Genomic DNA, 24,524 nt, shown 5'->3' with positions numbered 1-24,524 from the left:
GGCCCTCACGCGGTTGCGATCGCAAGGACCCTGCGCAGGGCCCACGCCACGCGCAGCAAAGCCAGCACCGAAGCGAACGCGAGGACGAACACCACCGCCTCGGGAATCCAGAGACCCGTGCGGGCGTCTCCCTCAAGGACGACAGTGACCAGCGAGGCCACCAGAAGCAACCCAAGTCCCGGAATGGCGAAGAGGAAGACTTCACCGATCTGGCGACGATGCGTTGCCGTGAGCTTCTCAAGGGGCAGCTCACGCTGCCCGGGTGCGGCTTTCTTGCCCAGGACGTTGATCAGCATGGAAACACTTGTGAGCGTCAGCCCTGCCGTGGCGCCGGCCAGGGTGGCGAGCGTTTGGAACAGCGTCCGGCGGGCTCCCGGGTCTACCCCTTCGAGAACGAGGTAATGCCCGGCCAGACTCGCGATTCCCAGCCACAGAAGGACCGCGAGGGACGCCCAAACATAGTCAGCCTTGGGATGCAGCAGGAACCATCGCCACAACGTACGGCGTCGTCGGCTCCGCTCAACATCAACGTCGTACAAGCTCATGGCCTGCACCGCCTTGGGAATCCGCCACGTCGGGGGTGTCGGTATCGGCTTGTTCCCGCACCTCCACAGCTGCTGCGTCACGAACCGCGGCCGCGCCGGCCGCCACGACGTCCGGAACAGCACTGTTATCCGGAGCGCCTTTGATTTCAGGGAGGGTGCGGGCAAAGAAGGCCTCATTGTCCCGGGCCTGCTTATTCAGGATCGACACGGCTTCGGCCACGGATTTGGCGGGATCGTTGAAGACGTCGGCATCAACCTCGATGTGCGAGACGAACCTTTCCTTCAGGAGGTCGACGACCTCGCGCTCACCAGTCAGCGAATCCTTGCCCTCGGCCACCACGTAATCAAAATGCTCCACCGACCCCGCACGCCGAAAGAGATCGATCAACTGCTGGATCCGCTCCCGGATCCGCTGCTTGTCCTCGGCCTTGCCCGAGCGGCCCACGCTCAGCGATATGCGGAAAGTTCCTTCCGTCATGAGCCGCGACGCACTGTCCAGGACATCCGCCCATTCGCCTTCCATGAGCTTTCCCGACAACCGCTCGGCCGGAAGAGCGAACTCGAACCGGCTCACTTCCAGCCGGTTGAGAATCTCCTCGACATCCTCACGCACCACGGGAACCAGGCCCAGCTCAAGGCCCAACATGCCGCCGAGGTATTCACCCAGCCGCGACGCTCGAGGACCATTCCCACTGGCGAGAACTGCCATCACGTTGCGCTTCAGGAAGGCGAAATAGGTGGTTTCCAGAAGGTGGTCACCGGGCGCCAAGGGCAAAGCCTTCCGGCGCCCCAGGGCATCCCCTACACTTGGCAGGTTGGTGTGCCGGACCCGGTCCAGCAGCAGCACAGGGTGCGGCGAAAGGGTGGCTGCCTGGGCCAACAGGACCGTTCCGTCCGCACACGCAAAATGCCGGTCTGTCCGAACGTCCTGGGCTGCCTTGAGGACCTCAGCAACCCGGCGCGCGGGAAATGGGCGGGTCAACTGCTCGCCTTGCAATTGCTCGATACGCCAGAACTGGACGCTTCGCCTCGCCATCCAACCTCCCTTTGACCGGCCCTGCTCCGCCCACTGCGGTACTTGCCTGCTCAGTCCAAGCTAACGGTGGGGTCCGACATTAAAGCCGAGTGGCGCCGTCGAACGCCTGACCGGGCTTCACGCGTCAAAGACTGTATTTTGGCCCCTGCGCGAACAGTGCATCCATCTCATCGTGGGAGCGCGTCCCGGCGAGACCTGCCCAGTTGCCATCACCAAGGATTTCCGTGGCAACGCGTGCCACCTTGGCGTAGGCGGCTTTGGCGGTGTTTCCACCAATGCTGACGCGACGGATGCCGGCGTCGTGGAGTTCCAAAGGTGACGGCGAGCCGACGCCTCCCAGCGCATTCACCGGAGCCGGTATGTGGCTTGAGAGCTCGTGCAGGACATGCAGGTCCACCACTCCGGGCACGAAGATTCCGTCGGCGCCGGCCGTGAGGTAGGCCTCAGCCCGCGTGAGCGTCTCCTCGTAGGCCGTCTCCGGAAACTGTCCTGACAAGTAAGTGTCGGTGCGGGCGTTGATGAAGAGAGGGATACCGCGGTCGTCTGCCGTGGCGCGGATCAAGGCGATTCGACGCGACTGTTCTGCGATGTCCGTCAAGGGTTCCACGCCCGAGTCTTCGATGTTGATTCCAACGGCGCCGGCATCAAGTACTGCGTGGATGGTGGCACGGAGTTCGTCGTCGGTGCGCCCGTACCCCGTTTCGATATCCGCCGAGACGGGGAGGCTGGTGGCTGCCACGACCCTTCCCAAGGCCGCCATCGCCAAGCCCCACGGCACGTGGTCGCCGTCCCGGAAACCCAGGCTCCAGGAGACCGCCGAGCTTGAGGTGGCGATCGCCGTCGCTCCGGCGTCCTGAACTACCCGCGCAGAGGCCGCATCCCAAACGTTGACCAGGACCAAGGGCGCGGGCCCGGCATCGTGCAGAGCGCGGAAGTGTTCGGCCTTGGTTACGGATCCCCGGTGCGATGTCATGAGTACATTCCAGCCGCTCGTGCTGCTGCCGTAAAGCAGCAGCCTTGTGGATTCCCTTCTTTTTGAAAACATATGTTGCACTGTTGGCAACCCTCGGGAGTATCCTGTGACTGTGACCCACGAAACATTGGATGCCGGAACCACTCTGCCCGCCGAAGCCATCGACGCCATCGAGCGCGCTGCGACCGCCGCTCACCCGCACGAGGGACTGTTCTCCGCGCGGGCCGCCAACATCAAGCAGTCCGCCGTGAGAGACGTCTTCGATATCTCCATGCAGCCCGGACTGGTCTCCCTGGCGGGCGGAAATCCATATCTCCAGTCCTTGCCGCTGGAGAAACTGGGCCAAAGCGCTGCCCGGATCATCGCCGAGGAAGGCATGACGGCGCTGCAATACGGCGGCGGACAAGGCACCGAAGAGCTGCGCCGACAAATCTGCGAAGTCATGGCCGCCGAGGGCATCACAGACGCCCTGCCGGAGAACGTTGTGATTACCGCCGGCTCGCAATCGGCGCAGGACGTGGCCACCAAGGTGTTCTGCAACCCGGGCGATGTTGTCCTGGTGGAAAACCCCACCTACGTTGGGGCCTTGAATACGTTCGAGGCTTACCAGGTGCAGGTGGAACCGGTGGAAATGGACGACGACGGTTTGATACCTGAGCTGTTGGAGGCACGGATCGCAGCCCTTCAGGCCGAGGGCAAGAACATCAAGTTCCTCTACACCATCCCCAACTTCAACAACCCCTCCGGGATCACTTTGGCAGCAGATCGCCGCCAACGGATCGTTGATATATGCCGCGAAGCGAATATCTTGGTGTTGGAGGACAATCCCTATGGACTCCTTCGTTTCGACGGGCATCCGATTGCCCCGATGCGGGCCGCCAACCCGGACGACGTCATCTACCTCGGTTCGTTCTCCAAAATCTTCGCACCGGGCCTGCGGATTGGCTGGGCCTTGGTTCCGGCCCACCTGCAGCGCCGGTTCTATCTGGCCTCCGAGTCAGTCACGCTCTGCCCGCCGCCGCTGAACCAGATGCTGATCTCCGAATACCTGCGGGCATATGACTGGCGCGGCCAGATCGACACCTACCGGACCCTCTACGCCGAGCGCTGCCAGGCACTCCTCTCAGCGCTGGATGAACACATGCCGGCAGGCCTCAGCTGGACTAAACCCGACGGCGGTTTCTTCGTCTGGGTCACCCTGCCCCAAGGCGTGGACACCTACCCCCTGCTGGGCAAGGCCATCGACGCCGGAGTGGTGTTCATCCCCGGCGCGGCATTCCTGCCCGCCGACGGCCCTTCCAACAAGTTGCGCCTCGCCTTCAGCGCTGTGCCACCGGATACCATTGCCGAAGGCGTACGGCGCCTGGCCCCTGTCCTCGCAGAAGCCATCCAAGCCAGCAATGAAGGAGCATCGCTATGACCGGAGTTGTCATCGTAGGAGTCGACGGAAGCGAGACCGCCCTAAGGGCTGCCAAGGCGGCCCAGCAACTTGCCATCGGCCTCGGGGCGGGCCTCCGCGTGGTCAGCGCTTTCGACAGCAACAGGACCGAGGTCGTAGAGATCGGCACGGACCGCTGGATTGTTTCGGACGCCGCCGAAGCCGAAGCAGTGGCCCGCGCAGTGGCCGAACAGCTCCAGGATGATCGACTCGAGGTCACGTACTCCTCAGCACGCGGCAAGCCCGGCGAAGCCCTGGTCAAGGAAGCTGAAGTCCTCGACGCCCGGCTGATCGTGGTGGGCAACCGCCGCATGCAGGGACTGGGGAGGGTCTTGGGCAGCGTAGCCAACACCGTGGCCCACAATGCTCCCTGCGATGTGTACATCGCCAAGACAGACGAGCCGTAAAGCGAGCTGGATCACGCCGCCGGGTGGGGAGACTCACCCGGCTTTTGGCGTCTTTTGGAGAAGTTCGCAGAGGCAACCGTTATAAAATCGAGATGCCCCCAATGGCGTGAGCCACCACCACTCTTCCGAATTCAGGGGATCTTTCTTGCTTACTTTGCAGCCGCGCCAGCGCGTGGGACACGACATCCTGCTTGCCCGCCACGGGAACAACATCAGCACCATGCACTTCGACCGCAGCAACGACCGCGTCATTGCGCTGCTCGACGACGGCTCCTGGGACAGCGCCCCCAACCTCATCGCCCCACAGCTGGAAATGCCGGAGACCATCGGCAGCGTCTTCCGCAAAGACTGGCGCTTCCTCTCCGTGGCCTGCATCGCGATGATCACCGTGGCCGCGGTCGCCATGGGCATCAGCGTTGAGATGGCCAACCACATGTCCACGACCGAACTCCAGGCGCTGCTGGTCAATTACCCGGCGTTCTAGGGTTCTGCCCAAGCAGCATCGCAAAAGCCGCCGGTGGTCCCGGCGGCTTTGCTGTTTCTAGGCCAGCATCCAATTCCGGAGCAGCCACCAAAGCACCGCAATAACGCCACCGCCAAAGAAGGCGCCGACTATGACCTGTGCCAGCGTGTGGGCGCGCAACACTATCCGGGACCAGCCCACCGCAGGCACCAACAGCAGCACAGGCAGCCAAGCGGGACCGAACATCAGCACGGTGATAACGGCTGCTGCCGAGATAGCCGAAGCGTGCCCGCTCATCTTCCAGAAAGCACTCACTACCGCCAGGACGGCGATCCCGCCGATCAGCGCGGTAATCATGACCGCGACGCTCACCGGACCGTTGATCCACCTGAGAACACCAAGGCCGGCCACAACAGAGGCCAGGGCAAGCAGGAGCAACGGAGTGCGCTGCCGGCGGTCGCTGACGTGATGGTCCGTAATCCGCCCCAGCTTCACCATCACCAGCACGTAAGCCAGCGGCAGGACACAGACGAAGAACGCACCCAGCAAGCCGAACCACAATGTTCCGGGGAACCCGGGCTCGATCGCCGGGCTGATCAACAGCAGGACGCTCACCACCACCGGCGGTTGGAACACTTCCGTCAGGACCTTGGCCACCGTGCGCCACGGCCCTGTGATCAGCTGCGGCGCCTTTACGAGTTGCGGCGCTGTGGTGTGCTGCGGCGCTGTGGCGTGCTGCGGCGCCGTGGTGACAGGCGCCGGAGCATCCTTACGATCAGTCAAGCAGCAGCGCCGGTTCTTCCAGGATCGCAGCCACATCGGCCATAAAACGGGCCGACAAGTCACCGTCGACCACGCGATGATCGAACGAGCCGCCCAGTGTGGTGATCCAACGCGGGATCACCTCACCGTCCAGGACCCACGGCTTCTGCTTGATGGTGCCGAACGCGATGATCGCCACTTCGCCGGGGTTGATGATCGGCGTACCCGTATCGATACCGAGTGCGCCGATATTGGTGATAGTCAAGCTGCCACCCTGCATCTCGGCCGGCTGGGTCTTGCCCGCGCGTGCCTTGGTGGCCAGCTCGTTGAGCGCCAACGCCAATTCCTTGAGGGAAAGGTCCTGCGCGTCCTTGATGTTGGGGACCATCAGTCCACGAGGTGTAGCCGCGGCAATGCCGAGGTTCATGAAGTGCTTGATCTGGATTTCTGCACCGCCGTTGCCGTCGGCGTCATCCACCCAAGTGGCATTGACACTCGGGTTCCTGGCGGCCGCCCAGATGACCGCCTTAGCAAGAATGAGCAGCGGCGAAACCTTAATGCCCTCAAAGTCGCGGGACGCCTTCAGCCGCTTCACGAACTCCATTGTCCGGCTAGCGTCGACGTCAACGAAGATGCTGACATGCGGGGCAGTGAAGGCGGAGTCCACCATTGCCTTGGCCGTCGCCTTCCGGACTCCCTTCACCGGGACCCGCTCAATACGCTGGTCTTGCGGCTTCCTGGAGGCTCCCCAGAAGGTATCGGCCTTGTCCAGTTCCGCGTCACGCTGGGCCTGGTAGCTGACCAGGTCCTCACGGGTCACTTCGCCGCGCTGGCCGGTGGCTACAACATCGGCCAAGTCGATCCCGAGGTCCCGGGCAAACTTGCGGACGGGCGGCTTGGCCAGGACTTTGTTGACCAGTCCACTGATGGTTCCGCCGATTGCCGCACCGCGGGCCGCCGCCGTCTGGGCGAGGCCCGACTGGACGGGGACCTGCTGCGAGGCGGGCGCTGCCTGTGCCGGTGCTGCCGGCGCCGATTGTCCTGTTGCTCCTTGGGTCGGAGCAGCGGAACGTCCGACGGCGTTGTCCGGGTGCGGTCGGTGCGACGCCGGCGTCACGGCTGCTTGGGCCTCCAGCACGGCCTGGTGATCCTGAACGGTTCCCTCGGCGTTTTCGGCGATCCGGACCGCGTCGGCCGCAGCGGCGGGCCGCTTGCGCGGACGGCGCTTGACGGCGTCGGCCTTTGGCCCCGAGCCAACCAGCGGGCCGCCTGCCGGTGCCTCGCCGGAGTCTGCCGGGAGCTTTCCGTAAACGGGTGCTGGGGTTTGAACGGGTGCTGGGGTTTGAACGGGTGCTGCGGCTTGCACCGGGGAAGATTCCCCAGTGCCGGCGGGTACCGGCGAAGGTTGGCGCCCCTCATTGCCTGAAACGCTGCCTGAAGCGCGCTCGGAAACGCTGTCCGGAGCGCTGTCTGAAACGGCGATAATGGCCGTGCCAACTTCCACGGTGATGCCCTCGGGAACCAACAGCTCGGTAACTGTTCCGGCAAACGGAGACGGCAACTCAACGAGCGACTTGGCTGTCTCGATCTCGCACAGGACATCATTGATGGCTACGGTGTCGCCCGGCTTGACCTTCCAGGACACCACTTCGGCTTCGGTGAGACCTTCGCCAACGTCCGGCAGGTTGAATTTCTTTACAGTCACAGTGGTCCTCGGATTTCCGTGCGCCCTGCAGATGCGGGCTGAATCAGGGCGGGTTAGTAGGCCAGGGAGCGGTCGAGCGCTTCGAGGATCTTGTCGATGTCCGGCAAGTAATCCTCCTCGACCTTCGCCACGGGGTATGGCATGTGGAACCCGCCGACGCGGATCACCGGCGCTTCCAAATGGAGGAAAGCACGTTCAGTGATTCGTGCGGCGATCTCACCGCCGATGCCGCCGAAGGTTGGAGCTTCATGGGCTACGATCAAGCGCCCCGTTTTCTTGACCGACGCTTCAACGGTGTCGAAATCCAAGGGTGAGATGGAGCGGAGGTCGATGACCTCAATGCTTCGTCCATCTTCCCTGGCCGCCTCGGCAGCTGCCAGTGCTACCGGCACCAAGGGACCGTAGGCGACAATCGTGGCATCGCTGCCCTCGCGGATGACGTGGGCCTTGAACGGATCTTCGGAAAGACCGGCGTTCTCAACATCCACTTCACCCTTGAGCCAATAACGGCGCTTGGGTTCGAAGAAAATCACAGGGTCCTGGCATTCGATGGCCTTTTGGATCATCCAATAGGCATCGTGCGGATTGGACGGAGAAATGATGCGTAGCCCGGCCGTGTGGGCGAACAATGCTTCCGGCGACTCGGAGTGGTGCTCGATCGAGCCGATGCCCCCGCCATAGGGAATCCGAATGACCACGGGCACGCTGAGCTTTCCAAGGCTGCGGGAGTGAATCTTGGCCAACTGCGTGGTGATTTGGTTGAAAGCGGGGAAGACAAAGCCATCAAACTGGATCTCGCACACCGGTGTATAGCCGCGCAGGGCCAAGCCGATGGCCGTTCCCACAATGCCCGATTCCGCAAGCGGGCTGTCCACGACGCGATCCTCGCCGAACTCCTTGATCAGGCCGTCGGTGACGCGGTAGACGCCGCCGAGATGCCCGATGTCCTCGCCCATCAGCAAGGACTTCGGATTGCTTTTCAGCGACGCGCGGAGGCCCTCATTGATGGCCTTGGCAATGGTCATGGTTGCCATCAGTTGGAAGCCTCCTCTTCGCTTTCAAAACCTGCCGAGTATTCCTCGAACCAGGCCAACTCCTCCGCGATCAGCGGGTGTTGCCCTGCGTAGACATTGGCGAAGGCCTCGCGGATATCCGGAACCTCAAGCCCGTGGGTCGTGCTGCGGACATAATTGGCGAGTTCGTCGCCGTCGGCCTCCACCTGTGCAAAGAACGCATCATCGGCCAGACCCTCGGCACGCAAGTACTTCTCCAAACGGTCCAGCGGATCCTTCTCGCGCCAAGCGGATTCTTCCGCGGATTCGCGGTACTTCGTGGGATCGTCGGCGGTGGTGTGGGCGCCGAGGCGGTAGGTGTAAGCCTCGATCAGGACCGGCCCGCGGCCTTCGCGAGCATGTTCCAGCGCCCACTCGGTGACGGCGTGGACGGCGATGACATCATTGCCGTCCACGCGGATGCCGGGGAAGCCGTAGCCCTTGGCACGGTTGGCCAACGGGACCTTTGTTTGGACTTCCGTCGGAACCGAGATGGCCCAATGGTTGTTCTGGCAGAAGAACACAACGGGAGCGTCGTAGGAAGCCGCGAAAACCATGGATTCGTGAACGTCGCCTTCGGAACTGGCGCCATCGCCAAAGTAGGCCACAACGGCGGCCTTTTCCCCCGATGAATCCTCGGCCGCTTTCTGGTCCCTCTGGATGCCCATTGCATAGCCCACAGCGTGCAACGTCTGCGCAGCAAGAACCAGGGTGTAGAGGTGGAAGTTGTTCTGGCGCGGATCCCACCCGCCATTGGAGATGCCCCGGAACTGCCGCAGCAGTTCAGCCAGGTCTACATTGCGGACAAGGGCCACACCGTGTTCGCGGTAAGTGGGAAAAATGTAATCCTGCGGCTGGCTCGCATGGCCCGAACCGATCTGGGCTGCTTCCTGTCCTGTGAGCGGAACCCACAATGCGAGCTCACCCTGACGCTGGAGAGCGGTGGCTTCCTGGTCGAAGCGGCGGATCTTTGCCATATCCGCGTAGAACACACGGAGTTTCTCGGGATCGATCCGCTTGGCATAGTCCGAAAAGACGGGGTCGGTTCCGAGCTTTCCGTCGGGACCTAGCAACTGGACCATCTCTACGGATTCGCCCGGAGATACCGCAGCGGACGTTGCCGCCAGTGTCTCTTCGGCGCCCGGGGGCAGTTGTGTCGAGCCCATTCCGTCTCCTTGCTTGCCCGACCACCGGCCGCGCAACGTCATTCGCTGGGATATATGCCCATTCAGGAATGCATTCCTGAATGGGCATATATTTTGGCTTTCGGTCCTTACTTTATAGGCAGTAAGTAGCGTAGGCGCATTTGTTAACCGCTAGGAACCCAGCGGCACCTTTGTATAACTCGCACATAGCTCAAGGAATCGGGAGTTGGCTTCCACCTCGCCGATGGTGACCCTGACGCCTTCGTTGCCGAAAGCCCGCACGGACAAAGCCTGCTCGGCGGCAAGCGCCGCAAACTCGCTGCTGTTCTCCCCGAGATTCAACCAGACAAAGTTGCCTTGGGCCTCCGGAATGAACCAGCCCATTCCGCGCAAACCAGCGGTCACCCTGGCCCGCTCCTCAACCAGGCTTTGTACCCTTTCCACAACCTGATCGAAATTCTCAATCGAGGTAACTGCGGCACGTTCTGCGATTTGGGATACAGCGAAAGGCGTTGCCGTTACGCGGAGGTGTTGGGTCAGCAGGGGCCCGGACACGCTATAGCCAACCCGCAATCCGGCCAAACCGTGTGCCTTGGAAAAAGTACGCAGCACCACTACGTTCGGGTATTTCCGGTACAGCTTGATGCCATCCACGGCCTCCGGATCCCGCACGAACTCTTGGTAGGCCTCATCGATGACAATCACCACGCTGGGGGGTACTGACTGGATGAAGCGCTCAGTTTCCTCTGCAGTAAGGATGGGCCCGGTGGGGTTGTTCGGAGTGCACAGCAGGATCACCTTGGTACGAACCGTGACCGCGGCAGCCATGGTTTCAAGGTCATGCCGGCCGTCTTTCAGCAAGGGGATCTGTACCCTGGCGGCGCCGGCCAACCCAACACAGATGGGGTAGGCCTCGAAGGAACGCCATGCGTAGATGACCTCGTCCGGCTTGCCATCGTCGTTCTGGCCCGCGAAGGTGGCGAGGATCTGGTTGAGGGCCCCCAGGCTGCCGGCACCCGTGACGACGTCGTCAGCCGGGATATCAAGGAAGCCAGCCAAGGCATTCCGCAGCTTGCTGGCGAGGGGATCAGGGTAGCGGTTGATGTCCGACTGATCCGCGATCGCCTGCAGCACTGCAGGAATCGGGGGCAGGGGGTTCTCATTGGACGACAATTTGTAGCTGGTAAGGCCCTCGATCGCCACAGGAGGTTTTCCTGCGGCGTACTTGGGGAGCCTGTCCACGACCGGTCGGGGGAGTACGCCCTCCGGTGCGTTGTCAGTAGTAGTCATGGCTTCAAGCCTAATGGCACCCCTGCTGCCACCGCCGCCCCAATTGCAGGCATCCTTGACCGGTTCCAGCCTGAACACAGCTGCATGTGGAAGCATTGGCGCCATGGGTTCATTCATTGTTCGGGTCGTCATCAACGGACTTGCCCTGTGGGTTGCCAGTTGGCTGCTCACCGGGCTCGAGATCTCCAGTGCGGCCACCGAGAAGGCTGCCACCAACGCCGGTTTCACGGAAAACGCAGATACCGTGGGCATCGTTCTCGCCTACCTTTTCATTGGACTGATTTTTGGCGTGGTCAATGCCTTCGTCAGGCCCCTGGTGAAGGTCCTGTCGTTGCCGGTGACCATCCTGACCCTGGGCCTCTTCACGATTGTGATCAACGCGGCAATGCTTTACCTCACTGCATGGCTCAGCAGCTTTACACCGGTACATCTGACTATTGATTCGTTTTTCTGGACTGCCATCCTGGCCGCCATCATCATCAGCATCGTCAGCATGGTGGCGGGCCTGATCCCAGGCGGACGCGGGCGTTAGGCCCTGGTCTTCCCCGCGCCCGTCCCCGTTCCTTTCCACGATGAACGGATCGGCTTATCGGGGACCCGCGGCAGATCTGGACTCAGGGATGTTCGGTTTGGTTTGGTGCAGGACCTTTTCCGGCATGGCCTCGCGAACTAGTTTGAAGCGGGTAACCGTAGCCGCACCACCCGCACCCACTGCACCGCTATATACCGCCGCCGATGCAAGCAACGACGGGTCCGTGCTCTGGGCAACCGCAGCGGCGCCTGTGGCATAGGTGTCCAACCTGTGTCCCGGACCCAGGCCCACGTCTTCGCCTGGCGGGGTGCTGGCTTCATTGGTCAGCGTCACCGTCACCCGGTCCTTTGTATCCGGGTTGATCTGGCCTTCTGCAGCCGGAACCCAGTCCTCATAGTGTTCAAGGTGCATGGCGCTGACCCCATCGGCCGAAGTAATGCTGCCAACCGGAGAGCCTGCAGTCAGAACGTACTTCAGGTCGAACTCCGAAAGGAAGGCTTTGTCCTGGCTCAGGTTCATGGCGTGTACTCCGCCTTGGCTATGGGAAACGGCCACCACCGTGGCGCCTCGTTCGGCCCCGGCCTCGTGCAATGCCTGCGTTATGGCTGGAGTGACGTCCTTGGAGTCGTACCCCAACGCTTCCGCGATCCCGGCCTCATCGAAAGGATTGCTTCCGCCGGCATTTTCTTTCTCAGGCTCTGTTCCGGGAATGAGTACCATCCAGGTGGAGGATCCCCCGTTGGGCAGCTCGATAATCTCGATCTCGCCGTGACCGCGGGCATGCACATCTTCCAACCGCGTCAGGCTCGCGGCCATGGAGGGATCTACTCTTTCCACCGTTTGCCCGACTTGTTCCGCCGTTACCGGTCGGGGTCGGAGCCGTTCGGCACCCGGTAGGGCCAGCAGCTCACGCAGTGCGGTGCCAGCGTCCGAACGTCCCTTGACCAGGCCGAACGGCACTGCAGCACCAGGCAGAATCCCTCGGCGGACGTTCATGACACTGGAGAGGAGCAGGCCGGAAAAGCTTTCTGTCAGGTTTCGAAGGCTTGGGATGTTGAGCTCGTCCATGCCGGACGCTTTCCAAGGGTCCAGACCTGTTCGGGTCATGACGGTGTTCCTGGCTTCCGTCGCCTCATAGTCGCGCTCGCTCGCTTTGACGTCTCCGCTGACTTCCACAAGGTCCCGGCGTACGCGTCCGATTTCCTTCCCGCTGTCGGCGACAGCGTTCATGGCGGCACAGCCGGCCGTGTACGAGTCGAACAGATAAGGCTCCAGATCGTCATGAACCCTGACCGCCTCGTCTTCTATTGCCATGAGTTGCCGGACCAGATCGTCAAGGATGGCGGCACCACATAGGAGTTCCTCGAATTGAAAGGCCATTCCGCCCACGCCGCCGCGGACGTGCAGGAAGCCGTCGGGAGCGGGTGGTTGTGGTTTCGGGGCTGATCCTGCGTCGACGGGAGCTGCATCCGACATCAGTAGCCCGCCCTACCTGAGACGCCGACGTCCTGGGAAAGCCTCAGCACGCTTGCTGCCGCACTGTCCAACGATTCACGTGCTCTCCTTAGGGCAGATCCGTGGACGGCAAGGGTAGTTCTGTACGCATTTCCGGCGGGCGATCGCCAGCCCTCCAGTTGCGCCTTGCGCAATGCCAAAAGAACGGAGTCCGCTTTGTCCACACAGTCCTTCATGCGCCAGGCGAGCCTCTGGACTTCGTGACCCCGCGAGGCGCACTCGGAAGGATCGAAAGTGGGTGGGGTGGCTGCAGGCATCAAGCCGACGCTCATGGTCCGTTAACTCCATTTGTTTGTGCTGCTGATCGGTAAGCCCGACGCTACGGAGCAACGCGACCGCCTCGAAAGCTGCCGTATTGGCTATGTGGAAAACCTTCGCTGCTTTCCACATAGCCCCCGTCACCGTCTCGGGCCCCCTTGCGGAACATGAAAGAATAGGCACCATGGCTGAATCCCCCCGCGTCTCCCTTGCTTCCGAACCCCTCGCCCTGGGCCCCCTCGACGGCCGCTACCGCGCCGCCGTCGCGCCCCTCGTTGACTATCTGTCCGAGGCGGCCCTGAACCGCGACCGCGTTCACGTGGAAGTTGAATGGTTGATCCACTTGACCAGCCAGTCTGTCCTGCCCGGAGCAGGACCCCTCTCCGAAGAACAGGTGGCAAAGCTGCGCGCCATCGTGACCGAATTCAATGCCGCCTCGGTCAACGAGCTTGCCGAGATCGAAGCTGTCACCGTTCACGATGTGAAGGCTGTGGAGTACTACATCGGCCGTCGCCTGCCTGCCATCGGCATTGAAAACCTCACCGCAATGGTTCACTTCGGCTGCACCTCCGAGGACATTAACAACCTCTCCTACGCCGTCGGAATTAAGGGCGCGGTCCAGGATGTGTGGCTGCCCAACGCCACCGCGTTGGTGGAGCAGATCCAGGCCATGGCTGAAGCCAACCGTACGGTGCCCATGCTGTCGCGCACCCACGGACAGCCGGCCACGCCCACAACCTTGGGCAAGGAACTGGCAGTCATAGCCCACCGCCTTAACCGTCAACTGGCCCGCATTGCCAAGACGGAATACCTCGGCAAGATCAACGGCGCCACCGGAACGTACGCAGCCCATGTTGCCTCCGTTCCGACCGCCGATTGGGAAGCCGTTGCCAAGTCCTTCGTCGAAGGCCTGGGTCTCACTTGGAACCCGCTCACCACACAGATTGAGAGCCACGACTGGCAGGCGGAGCTTTACGCCGACATCGCACGCTTCAACCGCATCCTCCACAACGTCTGCACCGACATCTGGAGCTACATCTCCATCGGCTACTTCCGCCAGATTCCGGTGGCCGGCGCAACGGGTTCCTCCACGATGCCGCACAAGGTGAACCCGATCCGTTTCGAGAACGCCGAAGCGAACCTGGAGATCTCCAACGGGCTCCTGGACACCCTGGCCGCCACGCTGGTCACCTCGCGGTGGCAGCGCGACCTCACCGATTCCTCTTCGCAGCGCAACATCGGCGTCGCATTCGGCCACTCGCTGCTGGCGATCTCCAACGTGGCAAAGGGCCTCAAAGCCCTCGACGTTGCCGAGGACGTGCTCGCCGGTGACCTCGACACCAACTGGGAAGTCCTTGGCGAAGCTATTCAGATGGTGATGCGCGCCGAAGCCATTGCCGGCGTCGAAGGCATGGAAAACCCCTACGAGCGGCTCAAGGACCTTACGCGCGGCCAGCGTGTTGATGCGGCCCGCATGCAGGAATTCGTCCAGAGCCTTGGGCTCTCCGGCGAAGCGGAAGCCCGCCTGCTGGCACTTACGCCGGGCAAATACACGGGTATCGCGGACAAACTGGTGGACCACCTTCGGTAACCCGAAAGCGATGACGACGGCGGCGGGCCGGGCTGGGTGGCCTGCCCGCCGTCGTTGCTTTAAGGCAGGCGCAGGAGTTCCCAAGGCAAGCGCAAACCGACGTGGGCCGTCGACGCTGAGTGTCGGACGCGGGGCTAGGCTGGGTTACGGAATTGCGTTCCTTCCCGCTGCTTTGTGAAACGACGGGCTGGAGCAAACAACCCGGCTACAAGTGAGGAGCGGAGCAGCCATGAAGATCCTGTTGATCAGGCACGGACAAACCCCAGGCAACGTAGCAGGCGAGTTGGATACGGCGTTCCCGGGGCCGGGTCTGACTGAGTTGGGTGAACGTCAGGCCGCCGCCCTGCCGGAAGCCCTCAAGGACGAGTCGGTTGAAGCCCTCTACACTTCCACGTTGCTCCGGACCCAGCGGACGGTGCTCCCCTTGGCCAAGGCAACAGGGCTGGAACCGACCATCCTGGACGGCGTCCACGAGATCGAGGCTGGGACGCTGGAGAAGAAGACAGACCACGAATCCCACATGCGCTACATGGGGACGGTGTTCGCCTGGAGCAGCGGCGACCTCGATGTCCGCATGCCGGGTGCTTTTACCGGCCACGACTTCTTTGCACGATTCGATTCCTCGATCGAAAAGGTTGCGGCGGCAGGCCACAGTACTGCGGCCATCATCAGTCACGGTGCCGCGATCCGTTGCTGGGCAGGCCGCAGGGCTGAGGACATAGATACTGTCTTCGCGGAGACGCACCAGCTGCCTAATACGGGGATCGTGGCCCTCGAAGGTGACCCCGGTAATGGGTGGCGGGTGCTGCACTGGGACCAGATCCCCGTGGGCGGCCTCGCCTTGGCGGACCAGACGGCAGAAGACCCCACCGGCGAAGCGCTCTGACCCTTCAACAAGCACGCGTTGTGGGGCCCGCACTGCGCGGCATAGCCCGGGAATGGCATGTAAAGCGGGCCCCGCAAGGCGTCCTCAGCAGTTCTCCCGAAGCTTACGCGCAGGAAACACGCCGGTAACCGCTGGTTCCTAGGATTAATTCGCATCAACACCTCAGCGAAAAGCAGCGAAGTGAGGCACACATGCAAACGAATCCCCGGCTCAACATCCGGCAGGTCACTTGGGCGAACCCCGTGGGAGCAGACCTTCGCGCGGCACAGCAGGCAGAGCTGGATTCACGCTTCGGAACCACAGATCACGAACCCGGTCCACCACCATCGGAGGCCGACACTGCGGTGTTCGTTGTGGCGTACGAGAAATGCTCGGGACAGCCCCTCGGGTGCGGCGGCCTCCGAATGCTCGATGAAAACACAGCCGAAATCAAGCGCCTCTACGTTGTTCCCTACGCCAGGGGCTCAAAGGTGGCAAGCTCCATCCTGGCGGCGCTCGAGGCCCAGGCCCACTCCCACGGATTCACTGTAATCGCGGCAGAAGCGGGCTCGGCACAGTCAGACGGGCGCAGCTTCTATCAAAGTGCAGGTTTCGCGGAGGTCCCGAACTTCGGCCCTTACATCGGCGTGAACGGTTCGTACTGCTACTCCAAGCGGATCGATTCCCACAGCGCCTCCCACACGGCCATGGCTTGAGCGGACGCTGCCGGACGCAACATCCGGCAAGCGCCCGTACACTTCGATAATCTCGGCATATGGAAAAAGCAGACATCACCTTCCGCACGCGCAAATGGGTGCGGCCCGAGGACCTCAACGCCAATGGCACCCTCTTCGGTGGCAGCCTGCTGAAGTGGATCGATGAAGAGGCAGCGATCTACGCCATCCTCCAGTTGGGCAACGGCCGCGCTGTCACCAAGTACATCTCGGAGATCAACTTTGTCAGTTCCGCCGTCCAGGGCGACCTGATCGAGATGGGCCTGACGGCCAAGAGGTTCGGCCGGACATCGCTGACCATGCGTGCTGAAGTTCGGAACATGATCACCCGCCAGAGCATCTTGACCATCGAGGAGATCGTGTTCGTGAACCTCGGTGCTGACGGTCGTCCGGAGCCTCATGGCTATACCGAAATTACGTATGACCGCGACCGCATTCCCAACCACCACCTGACCAAGACCCTCGAGCAGGACTGAACGACCCGCCGTCGTAGGTTAAAACCCGCACGAGCCGGCGGCCCGCTGGGCGGGCATCGCCGAGCACTCTACTGCAGGTAGCGGAAGACGGTCCAGGTCTGGGCGTTCAGGCAGCAGTCGGCCTGGTGCCGTGCGCTGAAGGTGGCCTTCCGGGCGTTGCCCGCGGAGCGGAAGATCGCCTTTCCTCCGCAGGCCAGGCAAACGAACTTTTGTCGGCGGGATTCCTGCCGGATGTTGTCCAGGTTGTCAAAGTCCTCTGCGTCCCAGTCTTTGCGGTCAGCGAGGCACAGTGCCCTTCTCATCGACGTGGCTTTCTTTCACAAGGCTCTTTAAGACGGGTGCCGGCGGCCGCGGGAGCGCGGCCGCCAGCCTGTGTTTTCCGGCGACGGGAGTGATGCCGCCGGAACTTGTGGTGCCTTCCGGGGAAGGCGTCAGCGCCGGTCGAAGACGAGGCCGCCAGGGACTTGGAAGGTGGGCATGAGTTCGAGCATGCCGACGTTGACGTGGCGGGGGGTTTCGATGGCGTAGTCCAGGGCGTTGACGATGTCGTCCGTTGTCAGGGACTCGTAGCCTTCGTAGTAGGTTTTCCAGGCTTCTTCCATGGCCTCGGGCGTGCCGCCCATGTTGCGGCCGAAGATTTCGGTTTCCACCCGGCCCGGGCAGATCTCGGTGACGCGGATGCGTTTGCCCACGGTGTCGTTGCGCAGTTGCCGGGAGATTTGGTGCACGGCGGCTTTGGTGGCGTGGTAGACCGTGTGGCCGTAGAAGTTGTACACCCCGGCGATGGAACTGATGTTGATCACGTGGCCGAGGTCGCGTTCCACCATGCCCGGAAGGACCAGGCGGGTCAGCTGCAACAGGCCCCGCAGGTTCACGTCGACGAGTTCGTCAATGTCGGCTTCGGAGGAGTCCAGGATGTTCCCGGGACGGGACACCCCGGCGCAGTTGACCAGGACATCCACCTTGAGTTCATTCACGACGGCGGTCAGCGCGGCGGTGTCGGTCAGGTCCACCACGTGCGGGACTGCGCCGGTCCGGTCGGCCAGTTCGGCGAGGCGTTCGGCGTTGCGGGCCACGGCATGGACCGTCAGTCCCCGCTTGGCCAGGCGCTCGGCAATTGCGGCACCCATCCCGGTCGAAGCGCCGGTAACAAGGGCGGTGGTGTAATCGGAAAAGGACATCGGTTCTCCAAAGTTCGGGGAAGGGGCGGACGCCATCGAGGAAGGCGCCCGCCGGGGATAGGGCCGTCTTGCAGCCCTATCCGACGGAAAGAGGGCTGCGCTTAGGCGTCCCGCAGCGGTTCGTGGGCGCGGTCCTTGACCGTGCTGACTGCGATGAGGGTGCCCAGGGCCGTTATGACTGCGTAGAACGCCGGCATGTAGATGTTGTTGGTGCTGCTGATCAGCCAGGTCATGAGGAGCGGGGCAGTCCCGCCGAAGAGTGCGGAGGAGATGTTGTAGCCCACGCCGTAAGCGGAGTAGCGGACACGGGTGGGAAACAGTTCCACCAGCAGGATGTGGATCACTGCGGTGTGTCCGGCGAAGATGACTGCCATGATGCACGCACCCAGGATGGCAAGGCCCATCTGGCCCGTGGCGATCAAGGCGTAGGACGGGATTCCCAGCACTGCCATGCCGATCGCCGAGCCGGCGATGACCTTCTTGCGGCCCAGCCTGTCGGAGAGTGCACCCATGAACGGAATAGCGACGCAGATAACCACGAGGCTGCAGGCGGTAACCAACAGTGCCTCGCCAATCGTGAAGTTCAGCTGCTTGCCCTTGAGGAACGTGGGCATGTACGAGAAGAGGACGTAGTAGCCGGATCCGTTCATGAGCGGGATGAAGAGGGCCAGGAGCATGGCGCGGCGGTGAACCGGACTGGCCAGGGCTTCCTTGAGCGGGTTCTTGGAGAGCCCGCCCTCTTCTTTGAGCTTTTCGAAGTTGGGGGTGTCGCTGATGGCTTTCCGGATGTACCAGCCAATGATGCCCATGGGGATGGCGACCAGGAACGGGATGCGCCACGCGAAGGAGCCGAACCCACCGCCGTCGATTGCTGCCTGGGTGAGCCACGGAGACATGGAGTAGGCCACCAGGGTACCGGTGAGCAATGCTGCGAAGGATGCAATCTGGGCGTAAGAGGTGATGATGCCCCGTTTGCCTTCAGGGGCGTGCTCCGCGAGGAAGGTCATTGCACCGGCAGCCTCGCCACCCACGGAGAAGCCTTGGACCAGGCGGAGGAGGACCAGCAGGATGGGAGCCGCGATTCCAATCGCTGCGTACGGCGGCAGCAGGCCGATCCCGGCGGTGGCCACGCTGATCAGCATGATCACAAAGACCAGTAGCTTCTGCCTGCCGATCCTGTCACCCAGGTAGCCGCAGACCACGGCACCGAGAGGGCGGACAAAGAAAGAGACTGCATAGCCGGCGAACACGAACAACAGGGCGTTGTCCGGGTTTCCGGGAGCCAGGAAGACGAGCGCCAACGTTCCTGCCATGAAGGCGAAAATGCCGTTGTCGTACAGTTCCACGAAGATGCCCACACAACCCGCGGTGACAACCTTGCGGGTTTGGCGGCCCGTGAGCCGCTCATGCTGCGTTGGCGCAGCGTTGGTGCTTGCGGTCATGACTTTTCCTTACTGGGATGAGCGTAGCAACGCCTACGAGTTAAACAACAGGTTCTTTCAGCCGCATGCCGCAACCGGGAGGTCCTGCCATTGGGGGCGGCATCCGATGCCGAGGAGTCCGAAGACGATGTTGACGGTTTCGCGGAGGGTTTCAAGCTGGGCCCGCGAGCGCCGATGGGCTGCAGTCGCTTCTGCCACTGTGGTTTTGCGGAAACGGACCTTGTCCCCCGGCCTGGCTTGGGCCAGGACATCCAGTCCGGTGCTGGTTACCACTGCCAGGACCGGGTATCCGGCAGTTACGCCGCGCCCCCGGTGCAGTACCAGCAGTTCCTCCCTTGAGGGAACTTCGACGGCGCCCACTGGCACACCCCGGGAAAGGACCTCACCGCTGGAGGTTCTTTCGGGTAGTTCCCCGCCGAGTCGCAGTCCGATGTGGTTGCTGCGTCCGCTGACGGTGTACTCGGAGGTGAAAAGCAGTTGACCGGACTCGCCGAACTCGGCCACATCCGGCCCGTCGGTAACGTCGACCAACAAGTCCGAACCCATGGTGGGCTTCTCAAGGCCCAGCCTGAAAAGCGGAAGGTCGAAGTACGGCTGGCGTACCGGACCGACGCTCCTGCGGGTGAGAAGGGTGGATCCTTCCTTGAGTTGAAGACCGAAGCCCACCACGGTGTCCGGAGCTGCACTGCCGAGCAGGGTCTCGGCCTCGACTGAACCATGGATGGCAAGGTAGGCGCGGAGGCCCCGGTTGATTCCCCGGATGGAGACCGATTCACCCGCTCGGACCGAAACCGGCTCCCACTGGCTGGACGGCCGGCCACCCACCGTGAGGGTGAGCGGAGCACCCGTTACGGCAATCAGGATGTCCGTGGTGGCCTTGAGCCGGAAGTCGAGGGCAGTGATTTCGATCAGCGGCTCGTTTTCCAGGTTCCCGGCCAGGATGTTGGCGGCCCTGGCGGAGTATTGGTCGAGCGCGCCGTTGACGGGAAGTCCGAAGCGGGGGCCACGGAACCGGCCCAAGTCCGTAACCACGGAGTTGCCTGGCTGCTGGATGAAAATATCGCCCGTCATGGCTGGACCTCTGATACCAGCGGCATGAGTTCCTTCCCCGCCAAGGAATCGAATTCATCGGCGTCGATCCTGCGGAAGCGGAGGATGTCCCCTGGCTTGTACGGGACCAGGGGCTCACGCCGGATGTTGAGGACGGAGAAAGGGGTCCGTCCGATGACGCACCATCCTCCGGGCGCCACCGCAGGAGCAATCACGGCTTGGCGGCCGGCGACCGAGACAGCACCTGCGGGGACACTTAGGCGTGGGTCCTTCAGGCGGGGAACAGGCTTGGGAAAGGCCGGGCCGTCCATCATGGGGGAGCCTGCGGGCGCTCCCAAGCAGCGGATGGTGTAGGTCTTTTCGGTATGGAGCCGGATGACATCCTCGGTGGAGATGCCTTGGTGCTCAGCAACTTTCTCCAGATCGGGGCCGAACCCACCGCCGTACACCACAGGAACGTCGAACTCCCGCGGGGCGGTTGTGGCCCCTGCGGAGCGGCCCAGCTCACTCAGGCCAAGCTTAACGAAGGCGCGCATCTGGCCAGCCGAAACCATCACGGGATCGAATTCCACCAGCACGGAATCGTAGGTGGGGACGGCCGTGTGCAGGCCCTCGGCACCACAGCTTTCCAGCCAATCAGCCAGGCGATGGACGGTCAGCCAGTTGTCTTCGCTGGCCTCGGAGATGGCGACTACACGGAGCGCGGAGTCACCTGATTCATGGATTTCAGTAGGGGCTAACGTGAGCGTGGACATTCTAAGCGGCCTTTTTCCGGGCATCGATGACCTCGGCCAGCGGAGCTATTTGGACGCCGGCGGAAATGAGTTCGGAACGGATCAGGCGGGCGAGCTCGACGGCGCCCGGGTTGTCACCGTGCAGGAGGACGGTATCGACGTCGATATCCATGTCCACGCCGTTGGCGCAGCGGAGCTTCCCGTCGACCACCATGCGGAGGGTACGGTCGACAATTTCCGCAGGGTCGTGCAGTACGGCGCCGGGCTGGCTGCGCGGAACCAACGTGCCATCCTCCTGATAGGCGCGATCCACAATCCCCACGATCGCTACGTCCAGCCCGGCCTCCCGTGAAGCCGTGGCCAGTTCGCCTTCCTGGGCCACGACAATCAGCTCGCGGTCCACGCGGGCTGCGGCTTCGGCTACTGCCTTTGCGTAGTCGGGGCGGACAGCAACGAGGTTTCCGAGCCGTCCGTGGGGTGCGATGTGGGCGACTTTGGTGCCCTGGAAAGCCGCGAAGCCGGTAAGGGCTCCCAACTGGTACAGGACATCGTTCTGGACCTCGCCGGCCGTGAGGCCCATGTCCCGACGCCCGAAGCCGCGGAGATCGGGGAAGCTGGGGTGGGCTCCGATGCCCACGCCGCGGCGGGCGCACTCAGCAACGGTGGCGGCCATGATGTCCGGATCGCCGGCGTGGAACCCGCAAGCGATATTTGCACTCGAGACGATTTCAAGGAGTTCCGAATCGTCGCCAATGGTGTAGGCGCCAAATCCCTCTCCGAGATCCGCCACAAGATCAATCATCGGGTTCACGTGGTTCTCTTTCCGTGGTTATACATTCAGGACCGGGACACTGAAATTCGTAATAAAAAGGCAGAAGTTAATTCCCGGATAACGGCGTTCGCTGCAGGAATTCCAAAGCGTCGCCTGAAGTTCTTTCCAAAAGTCTCGCATCGGTCAACCACCCGACACAAAGACCTAATAGCTATACCGTGATAGGACTCCGTTATGACCTGCGCCACCGGACGCTGTGGCACGGCTCGCATGAGTCCGGTGCGTACAGGTGCGTCTATATTTGATCATCGGGACTTGCCACCCACCGGGCTCTCCTGCCCTGCTCTTGTGGTCCCCAAGGAAGGTTGATCCATGGACACGCGGAAGCTCTCGTACTTCGTCCAAATCGTTGATTCCGGAAGCATCACCAAAGCTGCTGCCGCGCTCCATGTTGCCCAACCGGCCTTGAGCCAACAGGTTTCCGCGCTCGAAAACGACCTCAAGCAACGTCTCCTCATCCGCAGCAAGCAGGGCGTCGAACCCACAGCCGCAGGGCACACCTTGTACCGGCACGCGCAGTCGATCCTGCGCCTGGTTGAACAGGCACGGCAGGATGTCGCCACCTCGGGGGCCGCACCTTCGGGACGTGTATCCATAGCCATAGCCCCTTACAGCATGGCCTCGAGCCTGACGCCCCAAATCATCAGTGAAGTGGGCCGGCGCTACCCGGACATCGTGGTCCACCTGACGGAGATTTTCGGCGGCGTACTGAGCGAAGCCATCAAGAACGGGCGCCTGGACATGGCCCTCATCTACGAACCCGGAAAGATCCGTGGCGTGCAGTTCACCACCATGATCGTGGAAGACCTGCACCTTGTGGTCCACCCCGACGTGGACGTCAACCACGGAAGCCAGACCATCACCCTGGCCGAGGCAAGCACGGTGGGCTTGTTCCTTCCGGAAAAGAACCACACCCTCCGCCAGCTGATCGAAAAAGCGCTGGCAGACCAGGGGCTGCCCCTGAAACTGGTGGGAGAAGTGGAGTCCGTACCTTCGCTGACCAGGCTGATCCGAGCCAACCTCGGCGGTACCGTCCTGCCCAAGTCGGCGGCCGACGCACTGTTCCCGGACCAGGACTTCAAGGTGCTGAGGATCGTGGAGCCGGCGCTCCAGAGCAAGATCGCCCTCTGCACCCCGGACCACGAGCCCCTCTCCGAAGCCGCCTCCGCCGTGCTCCTGGTGGTCAAGGAAATGCTGCACCAGCAACTGATCACCAAGTACGGGGCGGACCCGGTCCAGTTGCCCGGACATCCATAACAAAGTCTTATCCGGACAGACAGCTTTGGTCTTATTCAAGGCCGTTTTAGTTCCCTAATATCGAATTAACAGGAAATTCGATATACAGCCCAAGGAAACGCGGGCCGGTTCAAAGGACAAAAACGGTGAAAAAGATCAGCACCTCCGGATGGGTTTCAAATCCAACCCGCGGAACGGTCAGCGCACGTACCGGCTTCCACTGCCCCAGGAATGGCTTTTGGCGTCCCGTGGGCGGTATTGGCGAACCCCTCTTCGTGTTTGAAGGAAGCCTGATGCCGGCACACGCCGGTAACAGCATCGAATGGCACCTGGTGGACACTCGGCCGGGTCATTCGGGACTCGACTGAACCCCAACGGCGGAAGCCCCGCAAACTTACGGCATCACCGAAACCCGGCCCGCCGCCGTCGTACGTAAACCCAGCACCCAAGGCGCCATGCCACCGGACCCACCGGCCCAGGCAAGGGGCCTTTTATTGTGCCTGCGTCCCACCAACAGAATGCAACGCCGAAAGGGCCGGCCACCGCCTCGTGAATGAGACGGCGACCGGCCCCCGGATCGGAACCTAGTCCTCCACCAGGAGGCCCTTCTCCTTGAGCTTCTCGGTGAGGCCACACAGCTCGATGGTGTTGCCGCCGTCGTGGTAGAGCTTGATGAGTTCGCGCTCGTGGTCGTCGCGGGCCTGGGACAGCGCGATGACTTCCTCAGCTTCTTCGCGACGGACGACCACCACGCCATCGGCGTCGCCGCGGAGGATGTCGCCCGGGTAGATGATTTCGTCGCCGAAGACGATCGGGTGGTTGATCGGGCCGAGGGTTTCCTTGACGGTGCCCTTGATGGACACGCTGCCGGAGAACACGGGCAGGCCCAGTTCAATCAGGTCCTGGGTGTCGCGGACGCCGGAGTCGGTCACCATGGCGGCGATGCCCTTGGCCTTCATGGCGTTGCCCAGGACGTCGCCGAACGTGCCGGCTTCGGCCATTTCCTGCGCGCCGACCAGGACGACGTCGCCGGCCTGGGCGTAGTGGATGGCCACCTGAAGCATGAGGTTGTCCTGCGGGGCGCAGGCGACGGTCACGGCCGGGCCACAGAAGGACATGGAGCGGTCGATCGGCTTGATCTTGGAGCTCAGTGCACCGCGGCGGCCCTGTGCCTCGTGGATGGTGGCGGAGGAAAACTTGCCGAGGCGCGCGACAACGTCCGCGTCCGGGCGCTCGAATTTGGTTTTGACGTGGATCATGGC

At 62.5% G+C, this 24,524-nt stretch carries 27 protein-coding genes; 10 read left to right on the top strand and 17 right to left on the bottom strand.

Annotation, left to right across the window (positions count from 1 at the left end):
* Positions 1-5: 5 nt before the first annotated feature.
* From ACIPY2_RS19390 to ACIPY2_RS19380, 3 genes are all read right to left on the bottom strand, one after another.
* Positions 6-545: a hypothetical protein gene (locus ACIPY2_RS19390; protein ID WP_400268027.1), complete on the bottom strand. Its 540-nt coding sequence runs from the start codon at positions 543-545 to the stop codon at positions 6-8.
* Positions 526-1,581: a hypothetical protein gene (locus ACIPY2_RS19385; RefSeq protein WP_400268026.1), complete on the bottom strand. Its 1,056-nt coding sequence runs from the start codon at positions 1,579-1,581 to the stop codon at positions 526-528. The genes ACIPY2_RS19390 and ACIPY2_RS19385 overlap by 20 nt, the downstream gene beginning before the upstream one ends.
* 124 nt (positions 1,582-1,705) lie before the next feature.
* Positions 1,706-2,554: an isocitrate lyase/phosphoenolpyruvate mutase family protein gene (locus ACIPY2_RS19380; protein ID WP_400268025.1), complete on the bottom strand. Its 849-nt coding sequence runs from the start codon at positions 2,552-2,554 to the stop codon at positions 1,706-1,708.
* Between the two features lie 112 nt (positions 2,555-2,666).
* Here ACIPY2_RS19380 and ACIPY2_RS19375 point away from each other — a divergent pair, with 112 nt between their 5' ends.
* The 3 genes from ACIPY2_RS19375 (at position 2,667) to ACIPY2_RS19365 (ending at position 4,883) form a co-directional block, all read left to right on the top strand.
* Positions 2,667-3,974, top strand: coding sequence for a PLP-dependent aminotransferase family protein (locus ACIPY2_RS19375; RefSeq protein ID WP_400268024.1), 1,308 nt, complete (start codon positions 2,667-2,669; stop codon positions 3,972-3,974).
* Positions 3,971-4,399 (top strand): universal stress protein, encoded by a 429-nt coding sequence (locus ACIPY2_RS19370; protein WP_400268023.1) that lies wholly within the window; start codon positions 3,971-3,973, stop codon positions 4,397-4,399. Before ACIPY2_RS19375 ends, ACIPY2_RS19370 begins: the two co-directional genes overlap by 4 nt.
* Positions 4,400-4,571: 172 nt before the next feature.
* Entirely contained in the window at positions 4,572-4,883 is a 312-nt protein-coding gene (locus ACIPY2_RS19365) for a hypothetical protein (protein WP_400268073.1), read from the top strand.
* A 57-nt stretch (positions 4,884-4,940) separates the two neighbouring features.
* Here ACIPY2_RS19365 and ACIPY2_RS19360 read toward each other — a convergent pair whose 3' ends face one another.
* The 5 genes from ACIPY2_RS19360 to ACIPY2_RS19340 all read right to left on the bottom strand — a co-directional run bounded on the left by ACIPY2_RS19360 (position 4,941) and on the right by ACIPY2_RS19340 (position 10,816).
* Positions 4,941-5,540 (bottom strand): phosphatase PAP2 family protein, encoded by a 600-nt coding sequence (locus ACIPY2_RS19360; protein WP_400268072.1) that lies wholly within the window; start codon positions 5,538-5,540, stop codon positions 4,941-4,943.
* Positions 5,541-5,637: 97 nt separating this feature from the next.
* Positions 5,638-7,329 carry a dihydrolipoamide acetyltransferase family protein gene (locus tag ACIPY2_RS19355; protein ID WP_400268022.1) on the bottom strand — a complete coding sequence of 564 codons (1,692 nt, stop codon included), beginning with the start codon at positions 7,327-7,329 and terminating at the stop codon, positions 5,638-5,640.
* Positions 7,330-7,382: 53 nt separating this feature from the next.
* A complete protein-coding gene (locus ACIPY2_RS19350) occupies positions 7,383-8,363 on the bottom strand; it encodes an alpha-ketoacid dehydrogenase subunit beta (protein ID WP_400268021.1) in 981 nt (326 codons plus the stop codon).
* Positions 8,363-9,547: a pyruvate dehydrogenase (acetyl-transferring) E1 component subunit alpha gene (pdhA, locus tag ACIPY2_RS19345; protein ID WP_400268020.1), complete on the bottom strand. Its 1,185-nt coding sequence runs from the start codon at positions 9,545-9,547 to the stop codon at positions 8,363-8,365. Before pdhA ends, ACIPY2_RS19350 begins: the two co-directional genes overlap by 1 nt.
* A gap of 150 nt (positions 9,548-9,697) precedes the next feature.
* On the bottom strand, positions 9,698-10,816 hold the full coding sequence (locus ACIPY2_RS19340) for a histidinol-phosphate transaminase (protein ID WP_400268019.1): 1,119 nt from the start codon (positions 10,814-10,816) through the stop codon (positions 9,698-9,700).
* 103 nt (positions 10,817-10,919) lie between these two features.
* On the opposite strand from ACIPY2_RS19340, the gene ACIPY2_RS19335 reads away from it, so the two are divergent.
* Positions 10,920-11,348: a phage holin family protein gene (locus ACIPY2_RS19335; RefSeq protein WP_400268018.1), complete on the top strand. Its 429-nt coding sequence runs from the start codon at positions 10,920-10,922 to the stop codon at positions 11,346-11,348.
* Between the two features lie 54 nt (positions 11,349-11,402).
* Here ACIPY2_RS19335 and ACIPY2_RS19330 read toward each other — a convergent pair whose 3' ends face one another.
* A complete protein-coding gene (locus ACIPY2_RS19330) occupies positions 11,403-12,824 on the bottom strand; it encodes a hypothetical protein (RefSeq protein WP_400268017.1) in 1,422 nt (473 codons plus the stop codon).
* Positions 12,824-13,135, bottom strand: a complete 312-nt coding sequence (locus ACIPY2_RS19325) for a hypothetical protein (protein ID WP_400268016.1) — start codon at positions 13,133-13,135, stop codon at positions 12,824-12,826. The genes ACIPY2_RS19330 and ACIPY2_RS19325 overlap by 1 nt, the downstream gene beginning before the upstream one ends.
* 170 nt (positions 13,136-13,305) lie before the next feature.
* Here ACIPY2_RS19325 and purB point away from each other — a divergent pair, with 170 nt between their 5' ends.
* From purB to ACIPY2_RS19305, 4 genes are all read left to right on the top strand, one after another.
* Complete coding sequence (gene purB, locus ACIPY2_RS19320) at positions 13,306-14,712, top strand: adenylosuccinate lyase (protein WP_400268015.1); 1,407 nt, start codon at positions 13,306-13,308, stop codon at positions 14,710-14,712.
* A gap of 229 nt (positions 14,713-14,941) precedes the next feature.
* Entirely contained in the window at positions 14,942-15,598 is a 657-nt protein-coding gene (locus tag ACIPY2_RS19315) for a histidine phosphatase family protein (RefSeq protein ID WP_400268014.1), read from the top strand.
* A 191-nt stretch (positions 15,599-15,789) separates the two neighbouring features.
* Entirely contained in the window at positions 15,790-16,293 is a 504-nt protein-coding gene (locus ACIPY2_RS19310) for a GNAT family N-acetyltransferase (RefSeq protein WP_400268013.1), read from the top strand.
* 59 nt (positions 16,294-16,352) lie between these two features.
* Complete coding sequence (locus ACIPY2_RS19305; RefSeq protein WP_400268012.1) at positions 16,353-16,787, top strand: acyl-CoA thioesterase; 435 nt, start codon at positions 16,353-16,355, stop codon at positions 16,785-16,787.
* A 68-nt stretch (positions 16,788-16,855) separates the two neighbouring features.
* Here ACIPY2_RS19305 and ACIPY2_RS19300 read toward each other — a convergent pair whose 3' ends face one another.
* From ACIPY2_RS19300 to ACIPY2_RS19275, 6 genes are all read right to left on the bottom strand, one after another.
* Positions 16,856-17,089, bottom strand: a complete 234-nt coding sequence (locus ACIPY2_RS19300; RefSeq protein WP_400268011.1) for a hypothetical protein — start codon at positions 17,087-17,089, stop codon at positions 16,856-16,858.
* A gap of 129 nt (positions 17,090-17,218) precedes the next feature.
* Entirely contained in the window at positions 17,219-17,968 is a 750-nt protein-coding gene (locus tag ACIPY2_RS19295; protein ID WP_400268010.1) for an SDR family oxidoreductase, read from the bottom strand.
* Positions 17,969-18,069: 101 nt separating this feature from the next.
* Positions 18,070-19,410 (bottom strand): MFS transporter, encoded by a 1,341-nt coding sequence (locus ACIPY2_RS19290; protein WP_400268009.1) that lies wholly within the window; start codon positions 19,408-19,410, stop codon positions 18,070-18,072.
* A 57-nt stretch (positions 19,411-19,467) separates the two neighbouring features.
* The gene (locus tag ACIPY2_RS19285; RefSeq protein WP_400268008.1) at positions 19,468-20,481 is read right to left on the bottom strand and encodes a biotin-dependent carboxyltransferase family protein; all 1,014 of its coding nucleotides are present in this window, start codon (positions 20,479-20,481) and stop codon (positions 19,468-19,470) included.
* On the bottom strand, positions 20,478-21,215 hold the full coding sequence (locus ACIPY2_RS19280; RefSeq protein ID WP_400268007.1) for an allophanate hydrolase subunit 1: 738 nt from the start codon (positions 21,213-21,215) through the stop codon (positions 20,478-20,480). The genes ACIPY2_RS19285 and ACIPY2_RS19280 overlap by 4 nt, the downstream gene beginning before the upstream one ends.
* A gap of 1 nt (position 21,216) precedes the next feature.
* Positions 21,217-22,005, bottom strand: coding sequence for a LamB/YcsF family protein (locus ACIPY2_RS19275; protein WP_400268006.1), 789 nt, complete (start codon positions 22,003-22,005; stop codon positions 21,217-21,219).
* 333 nt (positions 22,006-22,338) lie between these two features.
* Between ACIPY2_RS19275 and ACIPY2_RS19270 the strand changes: the two genes are divergently transcribed.
* Both ACIPY2_RS19270 and ACIPY2_RS19265 read left to right on the top strand, forming a co-directional pair.
* Positions 22,339-23,283 carry a LysR substrate-binding domain-containing protein gene (locus ACIPY2_RS19270; protein ID WP_400268005.1) on the top strand — a complete coding sequence of 315 codons (945 nt, stop codon included), beginning with the start codon at positions 22,339-22,341 and terminating at the stop codon, positions 23,281-23,283.
* A gap of 125 nt (positions 23,284-23,408) precedes the next feature.
* Positions 23,409-23,630 carry a hypothetical protein gene (locus ACIPY2_RS19265; RefSeq protein ID WP_400268004.1) on the top strand — a complete coding sequence of 74 codons (222 nt, stop codon included), beginning with the start codon at positions 23,409-23,411 and terminating at the stop codon, positions 23,628-23,630.
* Positions 23,631-23,846: 216 nt separating this feature from the next.
* On the opposite strand, the gene ACIPY2_RS19260 is transcribed toward ACIPY2_RS19265, so the two are convergent.
* Complete coding sequence (locus ACIPY2_RS19260) at positions 23,847-24,521, bottom strand: 4-carboxy-4-hydroxy-2-oxoadipate aldolase/oxaloacetate decarboxylase (RefSeq protein ID WP_400268003.1); 675 nt, start codon at positions 24,519-24,521, stop codon at positions 23,847-23,849.
* Positions 24,522-24,524 lie beyond the last annotated feature (3 nt).

Origin of the sequence: Paenarthrobacter sp. NPDC089675 (genome assembly GCF_044749185.1) — a bacterium.
Taxonomy (GTDB): Bacteria; Actinomycetota; Actinomycetes; order Actinomycetales; family Micrococcaceae; genus Arthrobacter.
This window is presented reverse-complemented; position numbering and strand designations above follow the sequence as displayed.

What these genes read in the sequence shown, in the direction of transcription:
- ACIPY2_RS19390 (WP_400268027.1), bottom strand. Translation starts at nt 545, where the DNA reads ATGAGCTTGTACGACGTTGATGTTGAGCGGAGCCGACGACGCCGTACG.
- ACIPY2_RS19385 (WP_400268026.1), bottom strand. Translation starts at nt 1,581, where the DNA reads ATGGCGAGGCGAAGCGTCCAGTTCTGGCGTATCGAGCAATTGCAAGGC.
- ACIPY2_RS19380 (WP_400268025.1), bottom strand. Translation starts at nt 2,554, where the DNA reads ATGACATCGCACCGGGGATCCGTAACCAAGGCCGAACACTTCCGCGCT.
- ACIPY2_RS19370 (WP_400268023.1), top strand. Translation starts at nt 3,971, where the DNA reads ATGACCGGAGTTGTCATCGTAGGAGTCGACGGAAGCGAGACCGCCCTA.
- ACIPY2_RS19350 (WP_400268021.1), bottom strand. Translation starts at nt 8,363, where the DNA reads ATGGCAACCATGACCATTGCCAAGGCCATCAATGAGGGCCTCCGCGCG.
- pdhA (WP_400268020.1), bottom strand. Translation starts at nt 9,547, where the DNA reads ATGGGCTCGACACAACTGCCCCCGGGCGCCGAAGAGACACTGGCGGCA.
- ACIPY2_RS19340 (WP_400268019.1), bottom strand. Translation starts at nt 10,816, where the DNA reads ATGACTACTACTGACAACGCACCGGAGGGCGTACTCCCCCGACCGGTC.
- ACIPY2_RS19335 (WP_400268018.1), top strand. Translation starts at nt 10,920, where the DNA reads ATGGGTTCATTCATTGTTCGGGTCGTCATCAACGGACTTGCCCTGTGG.
- ACIPY2_RS19330 (WP_400268017.1), bottom strand. Translation starts at nt 12,824, where the DNA reads ATGTCGGATGCAGCTCCCGTCGACGCAGGATCAGCCCCGAAACCACAA.
- ACIPY2_RS19325 (WP_400268016.1), bottom strand. Translation starts at nt 13,135, where the DNA reads ATGAGCGTCGGCTTGATGCCTGCAGCCACCCCACCCACTTTCGATCCT.
- purB (WP_400268015.1), top strand. Translation starts at nt 13,306, where the DNA reads ATGGCTGAATCCCCCCGCGTCTCCCTTGCTTCCGAACCCCTCGCCCTG.
- ACIPY2_RS19315 (WP_400268014.1), top strand. Translation starts at nt 14,942, where the DNA reads ATGAAGATCCTGTTGATCAGGCACGGACAAACCCCAGGCAACGTAGCA.
- ACIPY2_RS19310 (WP_400268013.1), top strand. Translation starts at nt 15,790, where the DNA reads ATGCAAACGAATCCCCGGCTCAACATCCGGCAGGTCACTTGGGCGAAC.
- ACIPY2_RS19305 (WP_400268012.1), top strand. Translation starts at nt 16,353, where the DNA reads ATGGAAAAAGCAGACATCACCTTCCGCACGCGCAAATGGGTGCGGCCC.
- ACIPY2_RS19300 (WP_400268011.1), bottom strand. Translation starts at nt 17,089, where the DNA reads ATGAGAAGGGCACTGTGCCTCGCTGACCGCAAAGACTGGGACGCAGAG.
- ACIPY2_RS19295 (WP_400268010.1), bottom strand. Translation starts at nt 17,968, where the DNA reads ATGTCCTTTTCCGATTACACCACCGCCCTTGTTACCGGCGCTTCGACC.
- ACIPY2_RS19290 (WP_400268009.1), bottom strand. Translation starts at nt 19,410, where the DNA reads ATGACCGCAAGCACCAACGCTGCGCCAACGCAGCATGAGCGGCTCACG.
- ACIPY2_RS19285 (WP_400268008.1), bottom strand. Translation starts at nt 20,481, where the DNA reads ATGACGGGCGATATTTTCATCCAGCAGCCAGGCAACTCCGTGGTTACG.
- ACIPY2_RS19280 (WP_400268007.1), bottom strand. Translation starts at nt 21,215, where the DNA reads ATGTCCACGCTCACGTTAGCCCCTACTGAAATCCATGAATCAGGTGAC.
- ACIPY2_RS19270 (WP_400268005.1), top strand. Translation starts at nt 22,339, where the DNA reads ATGGACACGCGGAAGCTCTCGTACTTCGTCCAAATCGTTGATTCCGGA.
- ACIPY2_RS19260 (WP_400268003.1), bottom strand. Translation starts at nt 24,521, where the DNA reads ATGATCCACGTCAAAACCAAATTCGAGCGCCCGGACGCGGACGTTGTC.